The organism is Synechococcus sp. RC10A2 (assembly GCF_047502605.1).
This window is the reverse complement of sequence record NZ_JANSHP010000067.1, coordinates 71,304-89,290: the sequence shown is the minus strand read 5'-3', so window position 1 is coordinate 89,290 and position 17,987 is coordinate 71,304. Positions and strand designations below refer to the sequence as shown.

Annotated in this window: 18 protein-coding genes and 1 CRISPR repeat array; of the genes, 10 read left to right on the top strand and 8 right to left on the bottom strand. The window is 64.2% G+C overall.

Translation table 11 applies throughout. The features are described 5' to 3' along the window. Positions 1–17: 17 nt before the first annotated feature. Positions 18–1,747: a CRISPR direct-repeat array (repeat unit 37 nt; unit sequence GTTTCAATCCTCACCCGCCCCTGGGGGCGGGTGCAAC). A 147-nt stretch (positions 1,748–1,894) separates the two neighbouring features. The 7 genes from cas2 to cas5c form a co-directional block, all read right to left on the bottom strand. Continuing rightward, the gene (cas2, locus tag NW848_RS09145; RefSeq protein WP_414510959.1) at positions 1,895–2,191 is read right to left on the bottom strand and encodes a CRISPR-associated endonuclease Cas2; all 297 of its coding nucleotides are present in this window, start codon (positions 2,189–2,191) and stop codon (positions 1,895–1,897) included. A gap of 76 nt (positions 2,192–2,267) precedes the next feature. After that, the gene (gene cas1c, locus NW848_RS09140) at positions 2,268–3,290 is read right to left on the bottom strand and encodes a type I-C CRISPR-associated endonuclease Cas1c (protein ID WP_414510958.1); all 1,023 of its coding nucleotides are present in this window, start codon (positions 3,288–3,290) and stop codon (positions 2,268–2,270) included. After that, complete coding sequence (cas4, locus tag NW848_RS09135; RefSeq protein ID WP_414510957.1) at positions 3,287–3,928, bottom strand: CRISPR-associated protein Cas4; 642 nt, start codon at positions 3,926–3,928, stop codon at positions 3,287–3,289. The genes cas1c and cas4 overlap by 4 nt, the downstream gene beginning before the upstream one ends. 4 nt (positions 3,929–3,932) lie before the next feature. Then, positions 3,933–4,823, bottom strand: a complete 891-nt coding sequence (gene cas7c / locus NW848_RS09130) for a type I-C CRISPR-associated protein Cas7/Csd2 (RefSeq protein WP_414511081.1) — start codon at positions 4,821–4,823, stop codon at positions 3,933–3,935. Further along, the gene (locus tag NW848_RS09125; RefSeq protein WP_414510956.1) at positions 4,810–5,238 is read right to left on the bottom strand and encodes a type I-C CRISPR-associated protein Cas8c/Csd1; all 429 of its coding nucleotides are present in this window, start codon (positions 5,236–5,238) and stop codon (positions 4,810–4,812) included. Before NW848_RS09125 ends, cas7c begins: the two co-directional genes overlap by 14 nt. A gap of 13 nt (positions 5,239–5,251) precedes the next feature. Next, a complete protein-coding gene (cas8c, locus tag NW848_RS09120) occupies positions 5,252–6,517 on the bottom strand; it encodes a type I-C CRISPR-associated protein Cas8c/Csd1 (protein WP_414510955.1) in 1,266 nt (421 codons plus the stop codon). Beyond that, on the bottom strand, positions 6,489–7,142 hold the full coding sequence (gene cas5c, locus NW848_RS09115; protein ID WP_414510954.1) for a type I-C CRISPR-associated protein Cas5c: 654 nt from the start codon (positions 7,140–7,142) through the stop codon (positions 6,489–6,491). The genes cas8c and cas5c overlap by 29 nt, the downstream gene beginning before the upstream one ends. A 127-nt stretch (positions 7,143–7,269) precedes the next feature. Here cas5c and hisD point away from each other — a divergent pair, with 127 nt between their 5' ends. The 4 genes from hisD to waaF are packed head-to-tail and all read left to right on the top strand — an operon-like array spanning position 7,270 to position 10,916. Next, positions 7,270–8,574 (top strand): histidinol dehydrogenase, encoded by a 1,305-nt coding sequence (gene hisD / locus NW848_RS09110; RefSeq protein WP_414510953.1) that lies wholly within the window; start codon positions 7,270–7,272, stop codon positions 8,572–8,574. Between the two features lie 19 nt (positions 8,575–8,593). After that, complete coding sequence (gene hisB / locus NW848_RS09105) at positions 8,594–9,193, top strand: imidazoleglycerol-phosphate dehydratase HisB (protein ID WP_414510952.1); 600 nt, start codon at positions 8,594–8,596, stop codon at positions 9,191–9,193. Then, the gene (gene hisH, locus NW848_RS09100) at positions 9,190–9,828 is read left to right on the top strand and encodes an imidazole glycerol phosphate synthase subunit HisH (protein ID WP_414510951.1); all 639 of its coding nucleotides are present in this window, start codon (positions 9,190–9,192) and stop codon (positions 9,826–9,828) included. The genes hisB and hisH overlap by 4 nt, the downstream gene beginning before the upstream one ends. Continuing rightward, positions 9,816–10,916 (top strand): lipopolysaccharide heptosyltransferase II, encoded by a 1,101-nt coding sequence (waaF, locus tag NW848_RS09095; RefSeq protein ID WP_414510950.1) that lies wholly within the window; start codon positions 9,816–9,818, stop codon positions 10,914–10,916. Before hisH ends, waaF begins: the two co-directional genes overlap by 13 nt. Before the next feature lie 38 nt (positions 10,917–10,954). On the opposite strand, the gene NW848_RS09090 is transcribed toward waaF, so the two are convergent. After that, a complete protein-coding gene (locus NW848_RS09090; protein WP_414510949.1) occupies positions 10,955–12,418 on the bottom strand; it encodes a stalk domain-containing protein in 1,464 nt (487 codons plus the stop codon). A 287-nt stretch (positions 12,419–12,705) separates the two neighbouring features. Between NW848_RS09090 and sigH the strand changes: the two genes are divergently transcribed. The 6 genes from sigH to NW848_RS09060 are packed head-to-tail and all read left to right on the top strand — an operon-like array spanning position 12,706 to position 17,965. Continuing rightward, positions 12,706–13,440, top strand: coding sequence for an RNA polymerase sporulation sigma factor SigH (gene sigH / locus NW848_RS09085; protein WP_414510948.1), 735 nt, complete (start codon positions 12,706–12,708; stop codon positions 13,438–13,440). Beyond that, positions 13,437–14,426, top strand: coding sequence for a KpsF/GutQ family sugar-phosphate isomerase (locus NW848_RS09080; RefSeq protein WP_414510947.1), 990 nt, complete (start codon positions 13,437–13,439; stop codon positions 14,424–14,426). Before sigH ends, NW848_RS09080 begins: the two co-directional genes overlap by 4 nt. Positions 14,427–14,430: 4 nt before the next feature. After that, a complete protein-coding gene (locus NW848_RS09075; protein ID WP_414510946.1) occupies positions 14,431–15,405 on the top strand; it encodes a Gfo/Idh/MocA family protein in 975 nt (324 codons plus the stop codon). 24 nt (positions 15,406–15,429) lie between these two features. Continuing rightward, positions 15,430–16,200, top strand: coding sequence for a type III pantothenate kinase (locus tag NW848_RS09070; RefSeq protein ID WP_414510945.1), 771 nt, complete (start codon positions 15,430–15,432; stop codon positions 16,198–16,200). Beyond that, positions 16,197–16,820 carry a hypothetical protein gene (locus NW848_RS09065; protein ID WP_414510944.1) on the top strand — a complete coding sequence of 208 codons (624 nt, stop codon included), beginning with the start codon at positions 16,197–16,199 and terminating at the stop codon, positions 16,818–16,820. Before NW848_RS09070 ends, NW848_RS09065 begins: the two co-directional genes overlap by 4 nt. Beyond that, positions 16,817–17,965 carry a TolB family protein gene (locus NW848_RS09060; RefSeq protein WP_414510943.1) on the top strand — a complete coding sequence of 383 codons (1,149 nt, stop codon included), beginning with the start codon at positions 16,817–16,819 and terminating at the stop codon, positions 17,963–17,965. Before NW848_RS09065 ends, NW848_RS09060 begins: the two co-directional genes overlap by 4 nt. Positions 17,966–17,987: the final 22 nt, after the last annotated feature.

Below are 17,987 nucleotides of genomic sequence, written 5' to 3'. Positions count from 1 at the left end.
GCTGGCGCACCCTGAGTGTTTCAATCCTCACCCGCCCCTGGGGGCGGGTGCAACCAGCTCACAGTCCTGAGCCAGCGCTGGCGCACCCTGAGTGTTTCAATCCTCACCCGCCCCTGGGGGCGGGTGCAACCTTGCGGGGCGATCCCTAGCAGCGCACGCCACAGGTTGTTTCAATCCTCACCCGCCCCTGGGGGCGGGTGCAACCCTTGCGACACTTGTGGAACGGAACACCGTTATCGTTTCAATCCTCACCCGCCCCTGGGGGCGGGTGCAACGGCACCAGCGCTGCCGCGAGTTCCCGCTGGAGGTTCAAGCGTTTCAATCCTCACCCGCCCCTGGGGGCGGGTGCAACGTCAACCTCGTGTACGCTTCGACCATTCATGCCCTGTTTCAATCCTCACCCGCCCCTGGGGGCGGGTGCAACGTCGTCGACATCGTGCGCGTCGTGCGGTACTCCTTGCGGTTTCAATCCTCACCCGCCCCTGGGGGCGGTTGCAACGCGGCGGCAGCGCTGCTACTGCCGTCGCCGAGAGTTTCAATCCTCACCCGCCCCTGGGGGCGGGTGCAACTCGCGAGATTCGCGTGCGGACGGACAATGATGGTACTGTTTCAATCCTCACCCGCCCCTGGGGGCGGGTGCAACGTACGAATTGTGCGCCCGACGCACGCTGCTCGGCGATGTTTCAATCCTCACCCGCCCCTGGGGGCGGGTGCAACATATGTGTCGGATAGCTTGTGTTGGTGGTCGTTCATTGTTTCAATCCTCACCCGCCCCTGGGGGCGGGTGCAACATCTGGAGTTCTACCGCGAGGGGGGCAAGACGCCGATTGTTTCAATCCTCACCCGCCCCTGGGGGCGGGTGCAACATAGCTGCTGCCACTGCACTGGCGAAAGGGTAGAAGTTTCAATCCTCACCCGCCCCTGGGGGCGGGTGCAACGAACGGGAACCTACTGCAAGTGGATCCGACGGATATGTTTCAATCCTCACCCGCCCCTGGGGGCGGGTGCAACCTACGAAGCCACTGTCGCTGTGCCGCGCACGGCAGTCGTTTCAATCCTCACCCGCCCCTGGGGGCGGGTGCAACGGTCTAATGCCCAGTTTTGCAGCCAACAGATGTATGACCAGTTTCAATCCTCACCCGCCCCTGGGGGCGGGTGCAACGCTCGCTCGAGAGATAGTCCAAAACACCGAGCTGCGGGTTTCAATCCTCACCCGCCCCTGGGGGCGGGTGCAACCCTACACGCTCGCGGACGCGCGGCGCGCCGGGCTTGTTTCAATCCTCACCCGCCCCTGGGGGCGGGTGCAACCAGTGCGTGCCTTCGAGGTGCGGAAACGCGCGAAGTTTCAATCCTCACCCGCCCCTGGGGGCGGGTGCAACGCTGGGATACAGGGCATATCCGTGCGTGGTTGGGTGGTTTCAATCCTCACCCGCCCCTGGGGGCGGGTGCAACAAGTATGCGCTCCGTTATCGGTGGCAATCGCGTCCGTGTTTCAATCCTCACCCGCCCCTGGGGGCGGGTGCAACTTCGGGTTGACTTCGAGCGTGTGCGACTCGGTGTAGCTTGTTTCAATCCTCACCCGCCCCTGGGGGCGGGTGCAACGTCGGGCTAGGCGAAACCGAACTCTCGGAGCGCAGTTTCAATCCTCACCCGCCCCTGGGGGCGGGTGCAACAGGAATTTCTCCGCGGTCTTCGCGATGGGGATTCGTGGTTTCAATCCTCACCCGCCCCTGGGGGCGGGTGCAACGGTATCTCTACGCACGATTTCAACGCCCTTCAGCCCGCAAAGTGCGGCAGGTGGGGCGTCTGCAGGCGCGAGTTGAACACGCACCCAAGCGCGTACCTCTACCGTAAGTGTACCCCACTTAGGGTACGCGCAAGTTGCTTAGCGAAGCTAAATAACCATCGGCGCGTCATAATCCACATAGTGGTCTACCCCGTAGACTTCGACCCACTTCTCGCGGTCGCCTGGCAGTCGGTAGAAGCGGAGGCTGTCTGTTTGCGGGTCGATGATTTTGAGCAGTCGCTGCTTGAGTTTTTCCAGCAGCGTTTCGGTGAGCCGACACTCGAAGACCGACTTTTGAACGCGCTGCCCATACGCCTCGCAGGCTTTAGCGACTCGGCGAAGGCGCTTTTGTCCCGCTGGATCGCTGGTGCTGACATCATAGGTAATCAGGATATTCATCCACATCGGTTGCCTCCTGATTCGTTCATACCCCAAACGGGGCGATTCCAGTTGTCAAGGTGTGTTGCCGCTCTGTGGGCGGTTATCGGATAAGGAACGGCGGGTACTCGTGAATATCGCCGCGCAGGTATCGCGCCAGCAGCCGCGCTTGGATATGGGGCACGATGCCCCACGGGATTCGCGTCTGCAGAACAGGGTGTTGCACCTGTTCCTGTTTGCGTTTTTGGTAGGCAACGAGCAGTTCGCGTCGTCCTTGCTCGTTGAGCAGAACCGCGCCGCCAGGACGCTCCTCGAAATGGTCGGTTGTGAGTTGTTGGAGGTTGACGAGGCTGAGCGCGAATCGGTCGGCGAGCGCGGGTCGGAGTTCCTCCATTAGGTCGAGCGCCAGCGCGGGGCGTCCAGGGCGCAGGGCGTGTAGGTAGCCGACCTGCGGGTCGAGCCCAACGCCTTCGAGCGCGCTAACATAATCGTTGGTCAGCAGGCTGTAGATGAACGAGAGCAGGGCGTTGAAGCGGTCGCGTGGGGGTCGGCGTGTGCGGGCGTGCATGCGGAACGCCTCGCGCTGGGCAGTGATGAGAGCGTCCATCGCCTCGAAGTAGACGCGCGCGGCGTAGCCCTCGATGCCGCGGATGGCGTCCAAGTCGTGTGCGGCGCGCAACTGCTGGAGGTAGCCCTTCAGCTGCGCGACGGCGTCGCCGAGATAGGCGTCGGCGCGCTCGCGCCCAGCACGCTGGAGAATCTGAATCTGGTTCTGGAGCTTGCCCTCGACAAAGGTTCGCGCCAGATGCTGCACGGTATCGGGGGTGTCCAGCGCAGCGTGCTGGGCACGGCGCAGCAAGACATTGCCCGATACGCGCCCTTCGACCCGTGCGCGGAAACGCCCAAACTCGTCGAGCCACACCAGCGTGCGTCCATCTTCGGCGCAGCGATGCATCAGCGGCGGGCTGACCATGATGTTGCCTAACATTACGATGCCGCTCAGATGGTGCAGCGGCACACGCTTGATCTCGGCGTCCTCGTGGACAATCACGACCGCCTCGTTGTCTAAGCGCAGGTACGCGCCCTCCAGCGTCACATAGAGCGTGTTGAGCAGTTGATAGGTCATTCGCCAGCCTCCTGTTCAGATTGCAAGCGGGCGATAACATCGGGCATGCAGAGTCGTATCAGGGAGCAGTCGGGGCATCGGGCGTCGTTGACAGGCGGGGGCGTGCGCCCCGATAGGAGCATTCGGCGCGTTTGGGCTATTATCTGCTCGGTGAGTTGGCGCAGGGAGGCGTCGAAGGTGACCTCACGCCTGCGCCGACTGGCATGGTAGTAGATTGCGCCGCGCGGCACAGCGACGCCAAGCATCTCTTCCAGACACATCGCCTGCGCGCAGAGCTGCACATCGTCGTGGTACTTGACCTTGCGCTTGCCCGATTTGTATTCAATCGGGTAGGGCGCGCCGTCGGGCAAGAAGCCGACCACATCAGCGCGCCCGATGAGCCCCAGACGCACGCTCCAGAGGGGCAGCGCATACTCTAAGCGCAGCCCCTCGTCCCACGCGCTGACGGCTTGGTCGACCCGCTCGTGCAGCGCGACGCCGCGCAGCGTGTAGACATTCTCCTCGTACACCTGCTCGATATGAATCAGCGCGCACTGGCGCGGACAGTAGGCGTAGTGTTCGAGGGCGGAGATGGGCACAATCTCCGCCTCGTCCCACACCTCGAGCAGATCAGTAGGATGGTCTGGCTCTATGCGCATTCGCCTACGGACACAAGGTATGCAGCGTCACGCCCTGCGGCGGCGTGTCCTCTTGCACCGAGTAGTCGCTGAACGCGCGCGGAGGCGTGTTCACACGCCGTACAGTAATCAGGTCGAACAGCTCGTGCGCGTGGGCGTTGCCGAGCGGGGAGTCGTGCGTGAACACATACAGCCCGCGCAGGGTCATCTCGCCGCGCGCCGCTGAGCGGTCATGCTCGAACATGTGCAGCATCGCTTCCCACAACAGGCGCAGGTCGTCGCGCGTGACGCCTGTGTCCTTTGCCAGCGTAGGCGAGAAGAAGCCGTGCGCCCGATAGAGCGCGTAAGGCACAATCGGCTTGCGCCCTATCTCGGTCTCCTTGCTCTCGCCCTCTTTGGTGATGGCGACGCGCGTGATCGACAGGTCTAACGGCGCGATGGGGTCTATCGAGCGAGCGAAGGTGAGCTGCACGGGACCACGCACCTGCCCTGCGTTGTAGTCGCCCGTGGAGAGCACTGCGCCGAAGAGTCGGATATCGTAGTAGCGGCGGCACAGTTCGGCGCGGATGTCGGGGTTCGCCTTCTTGGTCTCTTTCGCGGCGCCTTGCGCTTCGGCAGCCGCGCGAATCTTGGCGTTCAGCGCAACGCCGCTATCGCGCACGAAGATGCCGTAGCCGTTCGGATGGGCGTCCACCGCATCGTACTGAGCGGCATAGTGCAGGTCGACATGGTTGCGAATCTTGCGCTTGAGACACACATCGGTCACGATGCCCTGCATCGTCTCGGGGTCGACGCGCGGCAGGTTGCCCGCATCGGGGTCGCCGTTCGGGTTGCCGTCGCGCACATCGAACAGAATCACGAAGTCATGTCGGACCTCGATGTTGCAGTAAGGCGCATTTGCGTCAATCGTTCGCATCATTGTCTACCTCCTCTGGCATGAGTGTGGGTTGTTCATCCGCCGTCAAGTTGGCGGCAGTGTTGCGCGGCGTGAAGAATTCGCGCCGCTGGTGATAATAGCCGAGCGCGAAGAGTCCCTGCTCGGTCAGGCTAAGCGTGGTGGGGAAGTGGTCGGGCATGGCGTCTTGCAGGGCGCGTTCGAGGGCAATCGCAAGCCCTTCGCGCTGCCTGCGCAGTTTGCTCAGGTGGGGCTGGGTCATGCGCAGCAGCACGCCGAACACGCTGGCGGGTGTGGTGGACGCGCTGCCGTAGTAGCGGTCGGTCAGCGTGGCGTTGGGGTTGCCAATCGCCGCGCTCTGGATGCGTTCAATCACGGCAAGTAGCCGCCCGCACTTGTAGGCGGGGTGGCTCTGTATCTCTGAAGTGTGTGTCATCGCGATTCACCTCCTACAGTAGGTTGTGTGAGCGTAGCACGGCTTGGATAAGCCGCGCGCGGTTGTCCGTAACGCCCTGCTCGGCGCGGTTGCGTTGGATGGCGAGCTGCAAGATGGACATCGGCAGCGGCGTGCCTGTGATGGCGCACCGTATGAGCGTTTCAGGCACATGCGCGGGGATGTCGTCCGCCTTGAAGTAGAGCGCGCGCGCCAGCTGGAACACGCCGACAGGCGTATCGCTTGCGTGCAGTTGTTGCCAGCGGAACCACTGGGCGAGGTTGCGCTGCACTTCGGACAGGGTGGTCTCGAGGTAGCTGCGCACGACCACGCGCGCGCTGTTCGCCGAGAGCGCGACGGCGTAGAAGTCGTGCGCCTGGGGTTGCGATGGCGTCCCGCCTTGCACGACGCTTTGCAGGAGCTGTTTCACCTCGTTGGGGTCGGGGTCATTCAGCAGGCGCACCACGCTGAATTGGGTGGGCTGGCGCGTCCAGAAGCAATAGACCAGTTTGCCCACCCGCAGCGAGGTGTTCGGGTCGCGCATCAGCGCGTCCAACGCCTTGAGCGCACGCTCGGAACAATCTAAGCAGATGGGCGAGACGAAGCCTTCCGTCAGTTGGTACGACTCGAAGGCGTCTGCATTCGCCGAGATGAGCGACATCCCCGAACTCTGCCCACCAGGAATGCCCTTGATAGGGAAGTAGTGTCGGCGTACAGCAGGCTTGAGCCGTCCGCACACGAGGCACTCCATCGGCGCGCCGACAATCTCGTACTCCGACGCAGCATACTTCGCCCAGAACTGCTGCACAGCGGGCAGGTCAATCACCCACTGCCCGTTGACGCGGAAAGCGACAGTTTCGGCGGGGTCGTAGTCGTCGGGCACTGTGAGCTTCGCGAAGTGATGCTGGTAGAACTCGTGAACCGCGCGGGTTTCGCGCAGTTGGAGCTGCTGATGGCACTCGGCGACCAGTTGCTTGAAGGCGTCGTGCTGCTGCTGGACGCGCTGGTTATTTTTGCCCTTTGCGGCAAGCCCCAGCACATAGCCGCCGTTGTCGCAAAGCAGCAGGGGCATAATCGCGCTGGTGCGCAGGTTGCCGAGCGTCGGCACGGCATGCAGGTTGCCGCGCTGCTGCTTGCCCGATCCCTGACGCAGGTCGATCATTCTTCCGCGCGGTGTGCCGTTGGCGTCCAAGTCAATCACCCAGTCCACAGGCGCGTCCGCGTACAGCAGGGGCGGCAGGCTCACGCGCTGACTATACTGCACCAGTCGTTGCAAAAGCATGGTTGTTCCCTCCGTTGTAGATGTGTGGCGGGACACACAGCACGCCATGTTGCAAGTAGGCGTGGAAGAAGATGGGTTCCGCCGTGCCGTCGGGCTTGAAGCGGATTTCGCCGAGCATGCGCCCCAAGTCGTCGCTCCAGTCGATGGCGTGGTCGTATTCGCTGGGCGGGGCGAAGTGGGCGGCGAACTCGCGGCAGCCCAAGTACGGCTGGCGATAGCACTGCCCGCGCTCGACGCGCCGTTGGAACTGGTCGCGATAGGCGGCGATGTCCTTGTCGGCGTGCGGTTGTAGCACAATGTCGGCGACGATGATGTACGCCACATCGCGCAGGGCGAGTGTGTGGCGCTGGGCGCGCGACTCGTCGGCGAAAAACGGTTGCGCCCCGCGCACAGGCACGCGCCTGTCCACCTCGTTGCGCAGCAGGGAGATGTGGCGTAGTGGCTTCAGCACATGAATCTCGCGTATGCGCCACTGGAATTCAGGCTTCCAGAAGATGGCTTCCAGCACCCCGCGCGCCGCCGACGGCGTCATCACAGGGTACGATACGCGCTCGACCTTCATTTCAGGGCGCGTGAAACAGGCGTACTCGCCCCAGACCTTCACTCGCAAAGGTTCATCTCGCATAGTTTTCCTCCGCGTATACATTCGTATACCCCACAAGGTTCGGGTCTCCTGCAAGTTTTTGGGCGAATTGCGGGATTTTTGGTGGGTGAGTCCGTAAGGCGTGCTTGAGGGGTATACTCTCGGCGCGATGCTGACGGTTCTGGACGCGCGGGCGACACCCACCGAGCAGATTCATGCGCGATTGCAGCAAGGCGCGCCGCAGCCGACCCCCGAAATGGAAGCGCAGGTACGCGCTATCTGCGAGCGTGTGCGCACGGAAGGCGACCGCGCCCTGCTGGAATTCACCCGCCAGTGGGACTGCCCCACCCTCGAGACGCTGGAGGTGAGCGAACAGGAGTTCGACGCCGCCTACCAGCAGGTGCGCGCGGCGACGCTGACGGCGATTCGGCACGCCGTTGCGCGGGTGCGCCGCTTCCATAAGCCGATGCGCCCGCAGTCGTGGCACATGCTGGAGGCGCACGGGGGCTGGCTGGGGCAACTGGTGCGCCCGTTAGCGCGCGTCGGGATTTACGCTCCAGGCGGACGCGCCCGCTACCCCAGCACGGTGATTATGAACGCCGTGCCCGCCCGCGTCGCAGGCGTGGACGAAATCATCCTCTGCACCCCGCCGCAGCGGGACGGGAGCATCCCTGCCTCAGTGCTGGTTGCGGCGCGCGAATCGGGCGTGCAGCGCGTGTTCAAGGTCGGCGGCGCGCAAGCCGTCGCCGCGATGGCATACGGCACGCAGACCATCCCCGCCGTCGAGAAGATTGTCGGCCCAGGCAATCTCTATGTCGCGCTGGCGAAGCGGCTGCTGTGGGGCACAGTGGGCGTGGACATGTGGGCAGGACCAAGTGAGGTCGCCGTCATCGCCGACGCGAGCGCGAACCCCGCCTATATCACCGCCGACCTGCTGACCCAACTGGAACACGGCGCGGAGTCGGTCGGCTACCTGTTCACGCCGAGCGAGCAGGTACTGCATGGCACACTCGCCGCGCTGGAGGCGCAACTGCCCCAGCGCGCGCGACGGGCGATTCTGCGCGAGTCGCTTTCCCGTAGCCTCGCCGTGCTGACGCGCAGCCTGCCCGAAGCGTTCGAACTGGCGAACCTCGCCGCGCCCGAACACCTGACGCTGATGGTGCAGCAGCCGATGCATTGGCTCAGCCATGTGCGCAACGCAGGCTGCATCCTGCTGGGGAGCGACACGCCGCAGTCGGCAGGCGACTACCTCGCGGGACCCAGCCACACACTGCCCACAGGGCGTGCCGCGCGGTTCGAATCGCCCGTGTCGGTGGAGACCTTCCTCAAGCGCAGCAGCATAATCGCCCTTAGCCGCGACGCGCTGCGCCACCTCGCGCCCGACATCCTCGCCCTCGCCGACGAGGAGGGTTTCGAGGCGCACGCCGCCGCCGTCCACATCCGATTGCACGAGGAAAACGATGCGAACACCTAACCCTGGTTCTCGATTTGGTATGTACGAGCGCGAGACGAGCGAGACGCGCGTCTATGTGTCCGTCGACCTGGACGGCACAGGCAACGCGCAAATTAGCACGGGCGTCGGCTTTTTCGACCACATGCTGACCCAGATTGCCCGCCACGCGGTGATTGACCTGGTGGTGAGCGCGACAGGCGACCTGGAGGTCGACGAACACCACACGGTAGAGGATGTCGGCATCTGCTTCGGCAAGGCAGTGCAGCAGGCGCTGGGCGATATGCGCGGGGTCAACCGCTACGGCTGGGCGATTGTGCCGATGGACGAGTCGCTGGCATTATGTGCGATTGATTTTAGCGGGCGTCCGCTGTTGGAGTTCCATGCGCAGTTTCAGCGCGAGCGCGTCGGGCAGCTGCCGACCGAGTTGGTGGCGGAGTTTTTCCGCGCGTTTGTGAGCCACGCGCACGCGACGCTACACCTGCGCCTGCTGCAGGGCGGCAACGACCACCACGCGATTGAGGCGCTGTTCAAGGCGTTCGCCAAGTCGCTGGAGATGGCGACGCGCTTCCACCCCCGCCACGACGCCACACCCTCCACCAAAGGCTACATCGAGGGCACGGAGCCGCCGAGCGGACTATGATAGCGATTGTCAACTACGGGATGGGCAACCTGCGTAGCGTGCAGAAGGCGTTGGAGCATCTCGGCGCGACGGCGCACATCACCAGCGACCCCGCCGACCTGCAGGCGGCGGACGCCGTCGTGCTGCCTGGCGTGGGCGCGTTCGGCGCGGCGATGCAACGCCTCAACGAAGCGGGGCTGACTGATGCCCTGCGACGCGCCATCGAAACGGGCAAGCCGTTTCTGGGCATCTGCTTGGGGCTGCAACTGCTGTTCGAGAGCAGTTCGGAGTCGCCAGGTGTGGCGGGGCTGGGCATCTTGAAAGGGCGCGTGGTCGGCTTCGCCGAGACGCCCGACTTCCCGCTGCGCATTCCGCACATGGGCTGGAGCCGCCTGCGCTTCGTGCGGCACGACTGCCCCCTCTGGCGCGGCGTCCCCGACGGCGCGTATGTCTACTTCGTGCATTCGTATTACCCCGCGCCTGCAGACGAGCCACTCATCACCGCCTACTGCGACTACGGGGTGCGCTTCGCCTGCGCGGTCGGCGTAGGCAACCTCTACGCTGTGCAGTTCCACCCCGAAAAGAGCAGCGACACAGGCTTGCAAATCCTGCGCAATTTCCTCGCCCTCGTCGGAGCCGCCCCATGCCGCCCATAGACCTGAATCGCATCGAGCGACTGCTGATTCTGAAGGTCTCTTCGATGGGGGACTTGGTGCATGCTTCGCCTGTGGCGGCGGCGTTGAAGCGGGCGTTCCCGCACCTGCAGATTGGCTGGATCGCCGAAGACCGCCACGCGGGGGTGCTTGCCGACTCGCCGCGCATCGATCGGCTGCACATCATCCCGCATCGGGTGTTGCGGGAGCATCCGTTCGGGCATATGGCGTGGCAGACAGTGCTTCGGCTTGCCCGCGAGTTGCGTGCGGAGCGGTATCAGGTCGCGCTGGACTTGCAAGGGCTACTCAAAAGCGCGATATGGGGCGTTTTGGGCGGTATCCCCCTCCGCTACGGGGCGCACCGCATGCGCGAGTTGACCCCGCTGCTGCTGCGACGCATCCCCATCCCCGACCGTCCCGACCGCCATGTGGTGCAGCAGTATCTGGACGCGGCGCGGTGGCTGGGCGCGCCGTGCGAGTTCCCCGACCTCTACACCACGCCCGAAGACGCCGACGCGCCCGAACCACCTGTCGAGTTCCCGCTATCTGTGCCCGACGAGGCGCATCGGCAGGTCGCTTGCAAACTGGCGCAACTCGGCGCGGACAGCGCACGATTGATCAGCATGAACCCCTCCGCAGGCAGACCGTGGAAACGCTGGCGCATCGAAAACTTCGCCGAGTTGTCCGACCGAATCGAAGCGGAGTGGGGCATCCCTGTGGTGTTCGTTGGGGGACCAGGCGACAAGCCGTTGGAGGAGCAGTTAGCGCGCCTCAAGCGGCGTCCCCTGCGCAGCCTGATTGGGCGCACCAGCCTGAAAGAGGCGATGGCGGTTGTGCAGCGGTCGGCGGTGCATGTGTGCGGCGACACAGGCACGGCGCACATCGCGGCAGCGTTCCGCGTGCCTGTGGTCGCGCTGTACGGTCCCACCAGCCCCGACCGCACGGGTCCTTATGGGCAGCGCGCCCGCGCCCTCACCAAGCGCGCCTGCTGCACCGCCTGCCCGCCCAACCGCTGCATACGCAAAGAGTGCCTGCAGTGGATTACAGTAGACGAGGTACTAACGGCGGTGGAGGCGTTGGTAAAGAAGTAGTAACGCCGCGCCGTTAGACCTCCACGCATAGGCACTTATTACTCCCGACCAGTGTTAATCGCCACCTGTCCCGTTGCGCCATCGTAGAGGAGCTCGGCGTCGAGCAGTTCACGCAGGACGGTGGGGGGAACCAGTATGCGCCCGTGCACGATGCGCAGCCGCGCCTCAAGCGGGATGGGCTTGCCGTCCACCCGTACCTCGTTCTCGCGCACGCGCAGCACCGCTGTGCGCGCGCCCAGTTGCAAAGTGGCGGTCTTGCGCTGGTTGTCCCACTGCACTTGCGCGCCCAGATGCTCCAGCACATGGCGCACGGGGATGAGTGCGATGCCGTCCTCCACCCTCGGCGCGACATCGAAGGCAATCGGCGCCGCGTCTACCACGACCCCGAACTGCGACACGCCTGTGGGCAGGCGCACGCCGTATTCAAGGCGCACCAGCACGCTCGCTGTGCTGGGGGCGGCGTTGGCTGTGGCGGGCGGGGTCAGCGCGTGGGCGACCTGCGGCGCGCGGAGTTTCTGCCCGCGCATCTGCGGCTCCGCCTGCACACCGCGCAGTTCACGCGCCATCTGGGTAGGCGTCGTTGCCGTTGCGAGAACGCTCGGCTCCTGCTGGGGCGCAACGGGGCGGTTCGGACTGGGCTGCGCGGCGGCAGACCCATTCACCGTCGCCGTGAACACAGGCTCGGCAAGCGCGGGCGCAACACTCGGCTCGGCGGGAATTTCGGCGGGCGATTCGGGCGCGCGCAGCCGAGCCGCTTCACTGGGGCGTGCTTCAGGCGCGGTAGCCGCGCGTAGCGCGTTGTTGGCAGTCGCAGGCTCGCTCGCGGCAACCTGCACGGCTGGCTCTGGCTCCGCCGCTTCGGGCAACGGTTCACGCTCTGTGCGCCCGCCAGGATTGTTCACGAACACGCGCATCGGCGGCGTGCGCAGCGTCTGATTGCCGTCATAGCTCCAGACCTCGATGGTGTGCCAGCCGTTGTGCTCGCGCGTGGTGTCCCAGTTATACACATACGGCGGGTAGTTGCGCAGCCCGCGAATCTGCCCATCCACGAAAAACGACACATAGACCGAGTCACGGCGGTTCACGCGCGCCTCGATGGGTACTGTGCCCGCCACCTGTGCGCCGTTGCATGGAGACACAATTGTCAGCGGGCTATTGAGGTCGGGCAGCAGCTCGATGGGCGTCGTGCGCTGGCTAATTAGCCGTCCCTGCGCGTCGTAGATTTTGACGACCGCATTATGCCTGCCAGGCGCCAGCCCCGCGCTCTGCAGATGAAGCGTCAGCACATCCGATTGCCCCGTCAGGTGGCGCGTAGCAACAATAATGCCGTCCACTTCTACCTCCACCCAAGCCGCCCGCAGACCACGAAGTTGGAGGGTGAGGCGGTTCGCTTCCCCTTTGCGCGCTTGCGAGGCGACCTGCGGCTGCCAAGTGGCGAGAGCCGTCGACGAAAGCCCCGTAAGCGCCAGCAAACTCAAAACCCGTTTCCGATAATCCATCATTCGACCTCCGTATCGGCGTGTAGTGTGTCCCTACTGCCGCGCATACGACTGCCCCAATTCGCCGTTTTTGGGGAATTCCTGCCGAATTTGGGGCAAATTAGCCCCGAATTTGCCCCAGACTCTTGACTTTTCAGGTCGCCATCGTATACACTAATCATGTCCGCAGGGGAGCGCTGGACGGACACAACAGAGCGCAGGCGTTGGAGGCGAGGCAGCGAGCGTAGGATGACCGACCTTCAACGGCGCGACTCCCAGTGGGCGTCTAACACCGACGGAGGGATACAGGCATGGCGATGATGGACAATCAGTACGCGCACGAGGACTCAATCCTGTGCACGACCTACATGGCAGATGAGGAACTCGTCTTTTATGCCAAGCAAGGCAACGAACGCGCCACAGAGACCTTACTCAAACGATACCGTTCCTTAGTGGAGAGCAAGGCGCGTTCCTATTTTTTAATCGGCGCGGACCACGAGGATGTGGTGCAGGAGGGACTGATTGGGCTGTTCAAAGCGATTCGCGACTTTCGCGACGAGCGCGTGCATAAGTTCCGTCCGTTCGCCGAGTTGTGCGTGACGCGGCAGATTATCTCCGCCGTCAAAGCCGCCACGCGCCAAAAACATGTGCCGCTCAACGAGTATGTCTCCCTCTACCGCCCGCTCCAGAACCACCACAACGACGAGACCGACTCCAACCTGACCGACATCCTGCCTGATCCGAACACCCTTACCCCCGAAGAGTGGATTCTGCAGCGGCGCATTCCACTTGCCGTGATGGCGATGGCGCGCGAGCGGATGAGCGACCTCGAACGGCAGGTGCTGGAATTCTATTTAGATGGGCTTTCCTATAAGGATATGTCTGAACGCCTATCCAGAGGCACGAAGTGTATTGATAACGCCTTGCAGCGAGTCAAAAAGAAACTCATTCAGGTCTACGAAGAGAATTATGGCGAGTTATCCCAGTGCCCCCGTCGGCGACGGCATATGCGCATCACCCCTGAATTAGACGACAACCTGCTATGAGTATGGTTTTGGAGCGCACGGACGCGCTGCGTGTGGCGCGCGAAGTGCTACAGATCGAAATGGACGCCATCCAGCGCGTTGCTGAGTCGCTCGATTCGCGCTTTGAGCAGGCGGTGCAGGCGTTGCTGGCATGCGCAGGGCGCGTGGTGTTGAGCGGGGTTGGCAAATCGGGCGCGATTGCCCGCAAACTGGCAGGCACATTTAGCAGCACGGGCACGCCTGCCATCTTCGTGCATCCCACCGAAGCCGCGCATGGCGACTTGGGCACGATTACCGAGCAGGATGTGGCGATTCTGCTCTCCTTTCGTGGCGAGAGCGACGAGTTGGTGTTGCTATGCCCTGCGCTGAAGCGGTTGGGCGTCTACACGATTGTTTTCACGGGGCGCGCCGATTCCACGCTGGGCAGGATGGCGGACTTGGTGCTGGAGATTCCGATTGAGCGCGAGGCGTGTCCGCACAACCTTGCGCCGACCGCCAGCACGACGGCGATGCTCGCGCTGGGCGACGCGCTCGCGCTGGCGACGATGACCGCGCGCGGGTTCACGCCCGACGACTTCGCGCGGAACCACCCCGCAGGCGCGCTGGGGCGACGGCTCTTGCTGCGCGCCTATGATGTGATGCGCACGGGCGACGCGCTCGCGATTGTGCCCGAAACCGCGCCGTTGCGCGACGCGCTGTTCGCCATCACCAAAGCGGGCGCAGGCGCAGCGTGCGTGGTGGACGCCAGCGGCGCCATGGTCGGGCTGGTGACCGACGGCGACATCCGACGCCGCCTGCTGCAGGACGAAACCGCCCTGTCGCGCCCCGTCAGCGAGGCGATGACACGCAACCCCATCGTCTTGCATGGCAACCCGCTCGCGATTGAAGTGTTGGAACGCTTCCACCGCGCGCCCGCCAAAATCGGCGACCTGCCCGTGCTGGACGACGCGGGCAAACCCATCGGCATGGTTGTGCTGAAAGACCTGCTGCGCGCGGGGATAGTGTAGCCGTATGCATACACAACTCAACTTAGGCTTAATCGGCGCAGGGGGCATCGGGCGCCATCTGGCGTGGCAGTTGCGCCCCCTTAGTGAGGCGCGTCTGGCAGGCGTGTACGATGTAGACCCCACGCTCGCACAGCACGCCGCTGAAGAGTTGGAGACCACCGCCTACGAGAGCCTCGACGCGCTCTTGGACGCGCCCGAAATCGAGGCGTACATTCTGGCGACGCCGCCCCACACGCACTACGAACTCGGCATGCAGGTTCTGCAGCGGGGCAAGCACCTGTTCTGCGAGAAGCCGCTCGCGCTGACCGTCCCGCACTGCGACGCGCTGCTTGCTGCCGCGCAGCAAGCGGGCGTGCAACTGATGGCAGGGCAGGTGCTGCGCCTGTTCCCGCTGTTCTGGCAGTCCAAGCAGTGGCTGCAGGAAGGCGTGATTGGCGAGCCGGTGGCGATTAACCTGCAGCGGCGGGGCTACGAGATTAACCTCTTTCGCGAGGGCTGGCGCGCCGACCCCAAGTGCAGCGGCGGCATGCTGCTGGAGATGAATGTCCACGAGTTAGACTACCTGCGCTGGCTATTCGGCGAGTATACTGTCGTCTCAGCGCAAGGCAGCCAACCGCACCCTGAACCGAACTTTATCCAGCACTGGCAGGCAACCCTGCGCTTCGAGAGCGGCGTCATCGGCAGCATCGAGTGCAGCATCATCGATACGCTGGGTGGCTACACCGTGCGCATCGTCGGCACGGAGGGCGCGCTGGAACACACGGGCTTCAGCGGCGCAATCCGCTACAAAAAGCACGGTGCGCACGAGGTGAGCCTCACCCCCGAAGAGATTGGCACGCCTGAGCCGTACATGTGGGAGTTGCGCAGTTTCGTGCGGGCGGTTCTGTACGGCGAGACGCCCCCGTTCGACGGCTACGACGGGCGGATGGCGGTCGCGAACGCGCACGCCATATTGCAGGCGATGGGGCGCGAGGCGTAGGCGCGCTCAGGTATAATCCCTGCCGTGCTGCTGGGCATCGATGTGGGCAACACGCATACCGTGCTGGGCGTCTACGAATCGGGACGCTGGCACGCGTGGCGCGTGCATACGAATCCCGCCCGCACCGAGGACGAACACTACACGATGCTGCGTGCGCTGCTGGAGGCGGAGGGGCTGACCGCGCCGATTACGGGCGTCGCGATTTGTTCCGTTGTGCCCGCGCTGGAGGAGCCGCTGCGCCAACTGGCGCGCCGCTGGCTGGGCTGCGAGCCGCTGGTCGTGTCGCACGCGCTGGAGTTGGGCTTCCGCGTCGACTACGAGCCGCCCACAGCCGTCGGCGCAGACCGACTCGCGAACGCGGTCGCCGCCGTGCAGCGATTTGGCAAGCCCGTAATCGTGGTGGACTTCGGCACGGCGACCACACTGGACGCCGTCTCGCGCGAGGGGGTCTATGTCGGCGGCGCGATTTTGCCTGGCGTGGAGTTGATGCTCGAATCGCTGGCGGGGCGCACGGCGCGATTGCCCCGTATCGCATTAGAGGGCGCGTGCCAGCCCATCGGCAAAAGCACGCCTGAAAGCCTGCGCAGCGGCGTAATACTCGGCTCCGTCGGCGCGATTGAACACCTACTGCGCCTGTTCCGCGAAGAACTGGGCAGCGACGCGCGGGTCATCGCCACAGGCGGACTCGCCCCGCGCTTCGCGCCGAACTGTCCCAGCATCCAGCAGGTGGAGCCGATGCTCACACTGGACGGGCTGCGCATTCTGTGGCTGCGTCATCATCGGGAGGTCGCATGAGTCAGGAAATGCAACAGGCATGGAGCGCCATTCGCGAGCGCGTCAAACAGAAAGTGTCGGGTCCGACCGTGTACCGCGCGTTGGACGCGCTGCACCTGGTGACCATCGAGGGCGAGACGGTCGTGCTGGGACTGCCCCACGAGGCGTACTCGCTGGTGGGACACCTGAACGCACCCACCGTGCGCAAGTGGATTGAGCAGTGCCTTGAGGAGGCATATGCGTTCCGCCCGCAGGTGGTGATTATCGAAGGCACGACGCTGCACGATTGGCAACTTTATCAGCGCAAGCAAGAGGAACTGCGCCGCCTGAGTGAGCAGGGCACGCGCAAGCGCGAGGCGGAAAGCCGCGTCTACTCGAACTGGGAGGCGGTCTACGAGCAGGTCGGGCGCAAATTCGCCGAGACGCACGGGCGCAGCCTCGCCACTAACCGCGCGCGCTACCTCAACGAGATGATTGGCTTCGTGCGCGAGGCACTTACGCGCCTGCCTATCGAGACCGAAGCGGACGAACGGCAACTGAACCGCATTATCGAGCGGATTGCCACGAATGTGGACGCACCCTCCGCTATCGTTGCGTGGATTATCCTGCACGCGCCAACTACCTCTGAGACCGAACGATGAACCGCATCAAACGCCGCGAACGCCTGCTGATTGGAATCTTGGTCGTGGTGATTATGGTGGGCGCGCTCGCGCTCATTCGCTCGCAGCCGTGGGGACGCTTAGACCTGCGCCCCATCAAGCCCAACACCACTGACTGGATTGCCTGCATACGCCTCAACGACGATGCGCGCGGCGACCTGATGGTCATCAAGCCCGACGGGCAGACGCTGATGCTCACCGAAGACGACCACGACGACCGTAGCCCCGACTGGGCGCCCGACGGCAAAAAAATCGTGTTCGCGTCCAATCGGCGCGATATGGTGTTCCAACTTTGGACAGTTGACCCCGACGGCAAGGGGCTGGCGCAACTGACGCTGGGCGGCGGCGCGAAACTCGCTCCCATCTATGACCGCGACGGCAAGCAAATCTTGCACATCGCGCAGGGACTGGTGACCGAGATAGACCCCAAAGGCATCCACGCGCTGCAACTGATTCCGTCCGCGTCGCAGATGGTTCAAGTACGCGAGGAATATGGACAGGTTGCCTTCCGCTACGCCAAACGCCCTGACCCGAACCTCATCGCTGCCGTGCAGCGCATCGACGACGGCGAGCAGGTCGTGCTGCAAGACCTAACCGTCGCGCAACAGCAGTTCACGCTGCCCGTCGTGATTGCAGGCGAGCAGGTGGACATCGATTGGGCGCCGCAGGGCAGAAGCCTGGTAGTCAGCGGCGCGGGGCTGGTTGTGCCCCTGCCTGAAGGCGAGCGGCGCGTCGGGGGCGTCATCCGTTTCGATTTCGGCGCGACCACGCGCGAGGTGCAGCCGCGCCCGCTGTGGCTCTCGCCCGATAACACGGAGGCGGCGATTGAAGTCGTCTGGTCGCCCGACGGCTCGCGCGTGGCGTTCGTGCTGTGCGAGCGGGGCAAGGACGGCGCACTCACGCGCGTCGGGCTGGCGACCGTGCCCGAAACGGGCGGTTCGCCGACGCTGATTGTGGAAGGCGCGGTCTACCACCCCCACTGGGCGCCCGACGGGCAGCGGCTCGTGTTCGCGATGGGCAAGCCCGGCAACCGCCAGATTTATACCGTGCGCATCGACGGCACGGAACTGACCCAGCGCACGCAGTCGGGCGACCACATCACCCCGCGCTGGTCGCCCGCGAAGTGAACCTCGCGTCAGGTACACTATA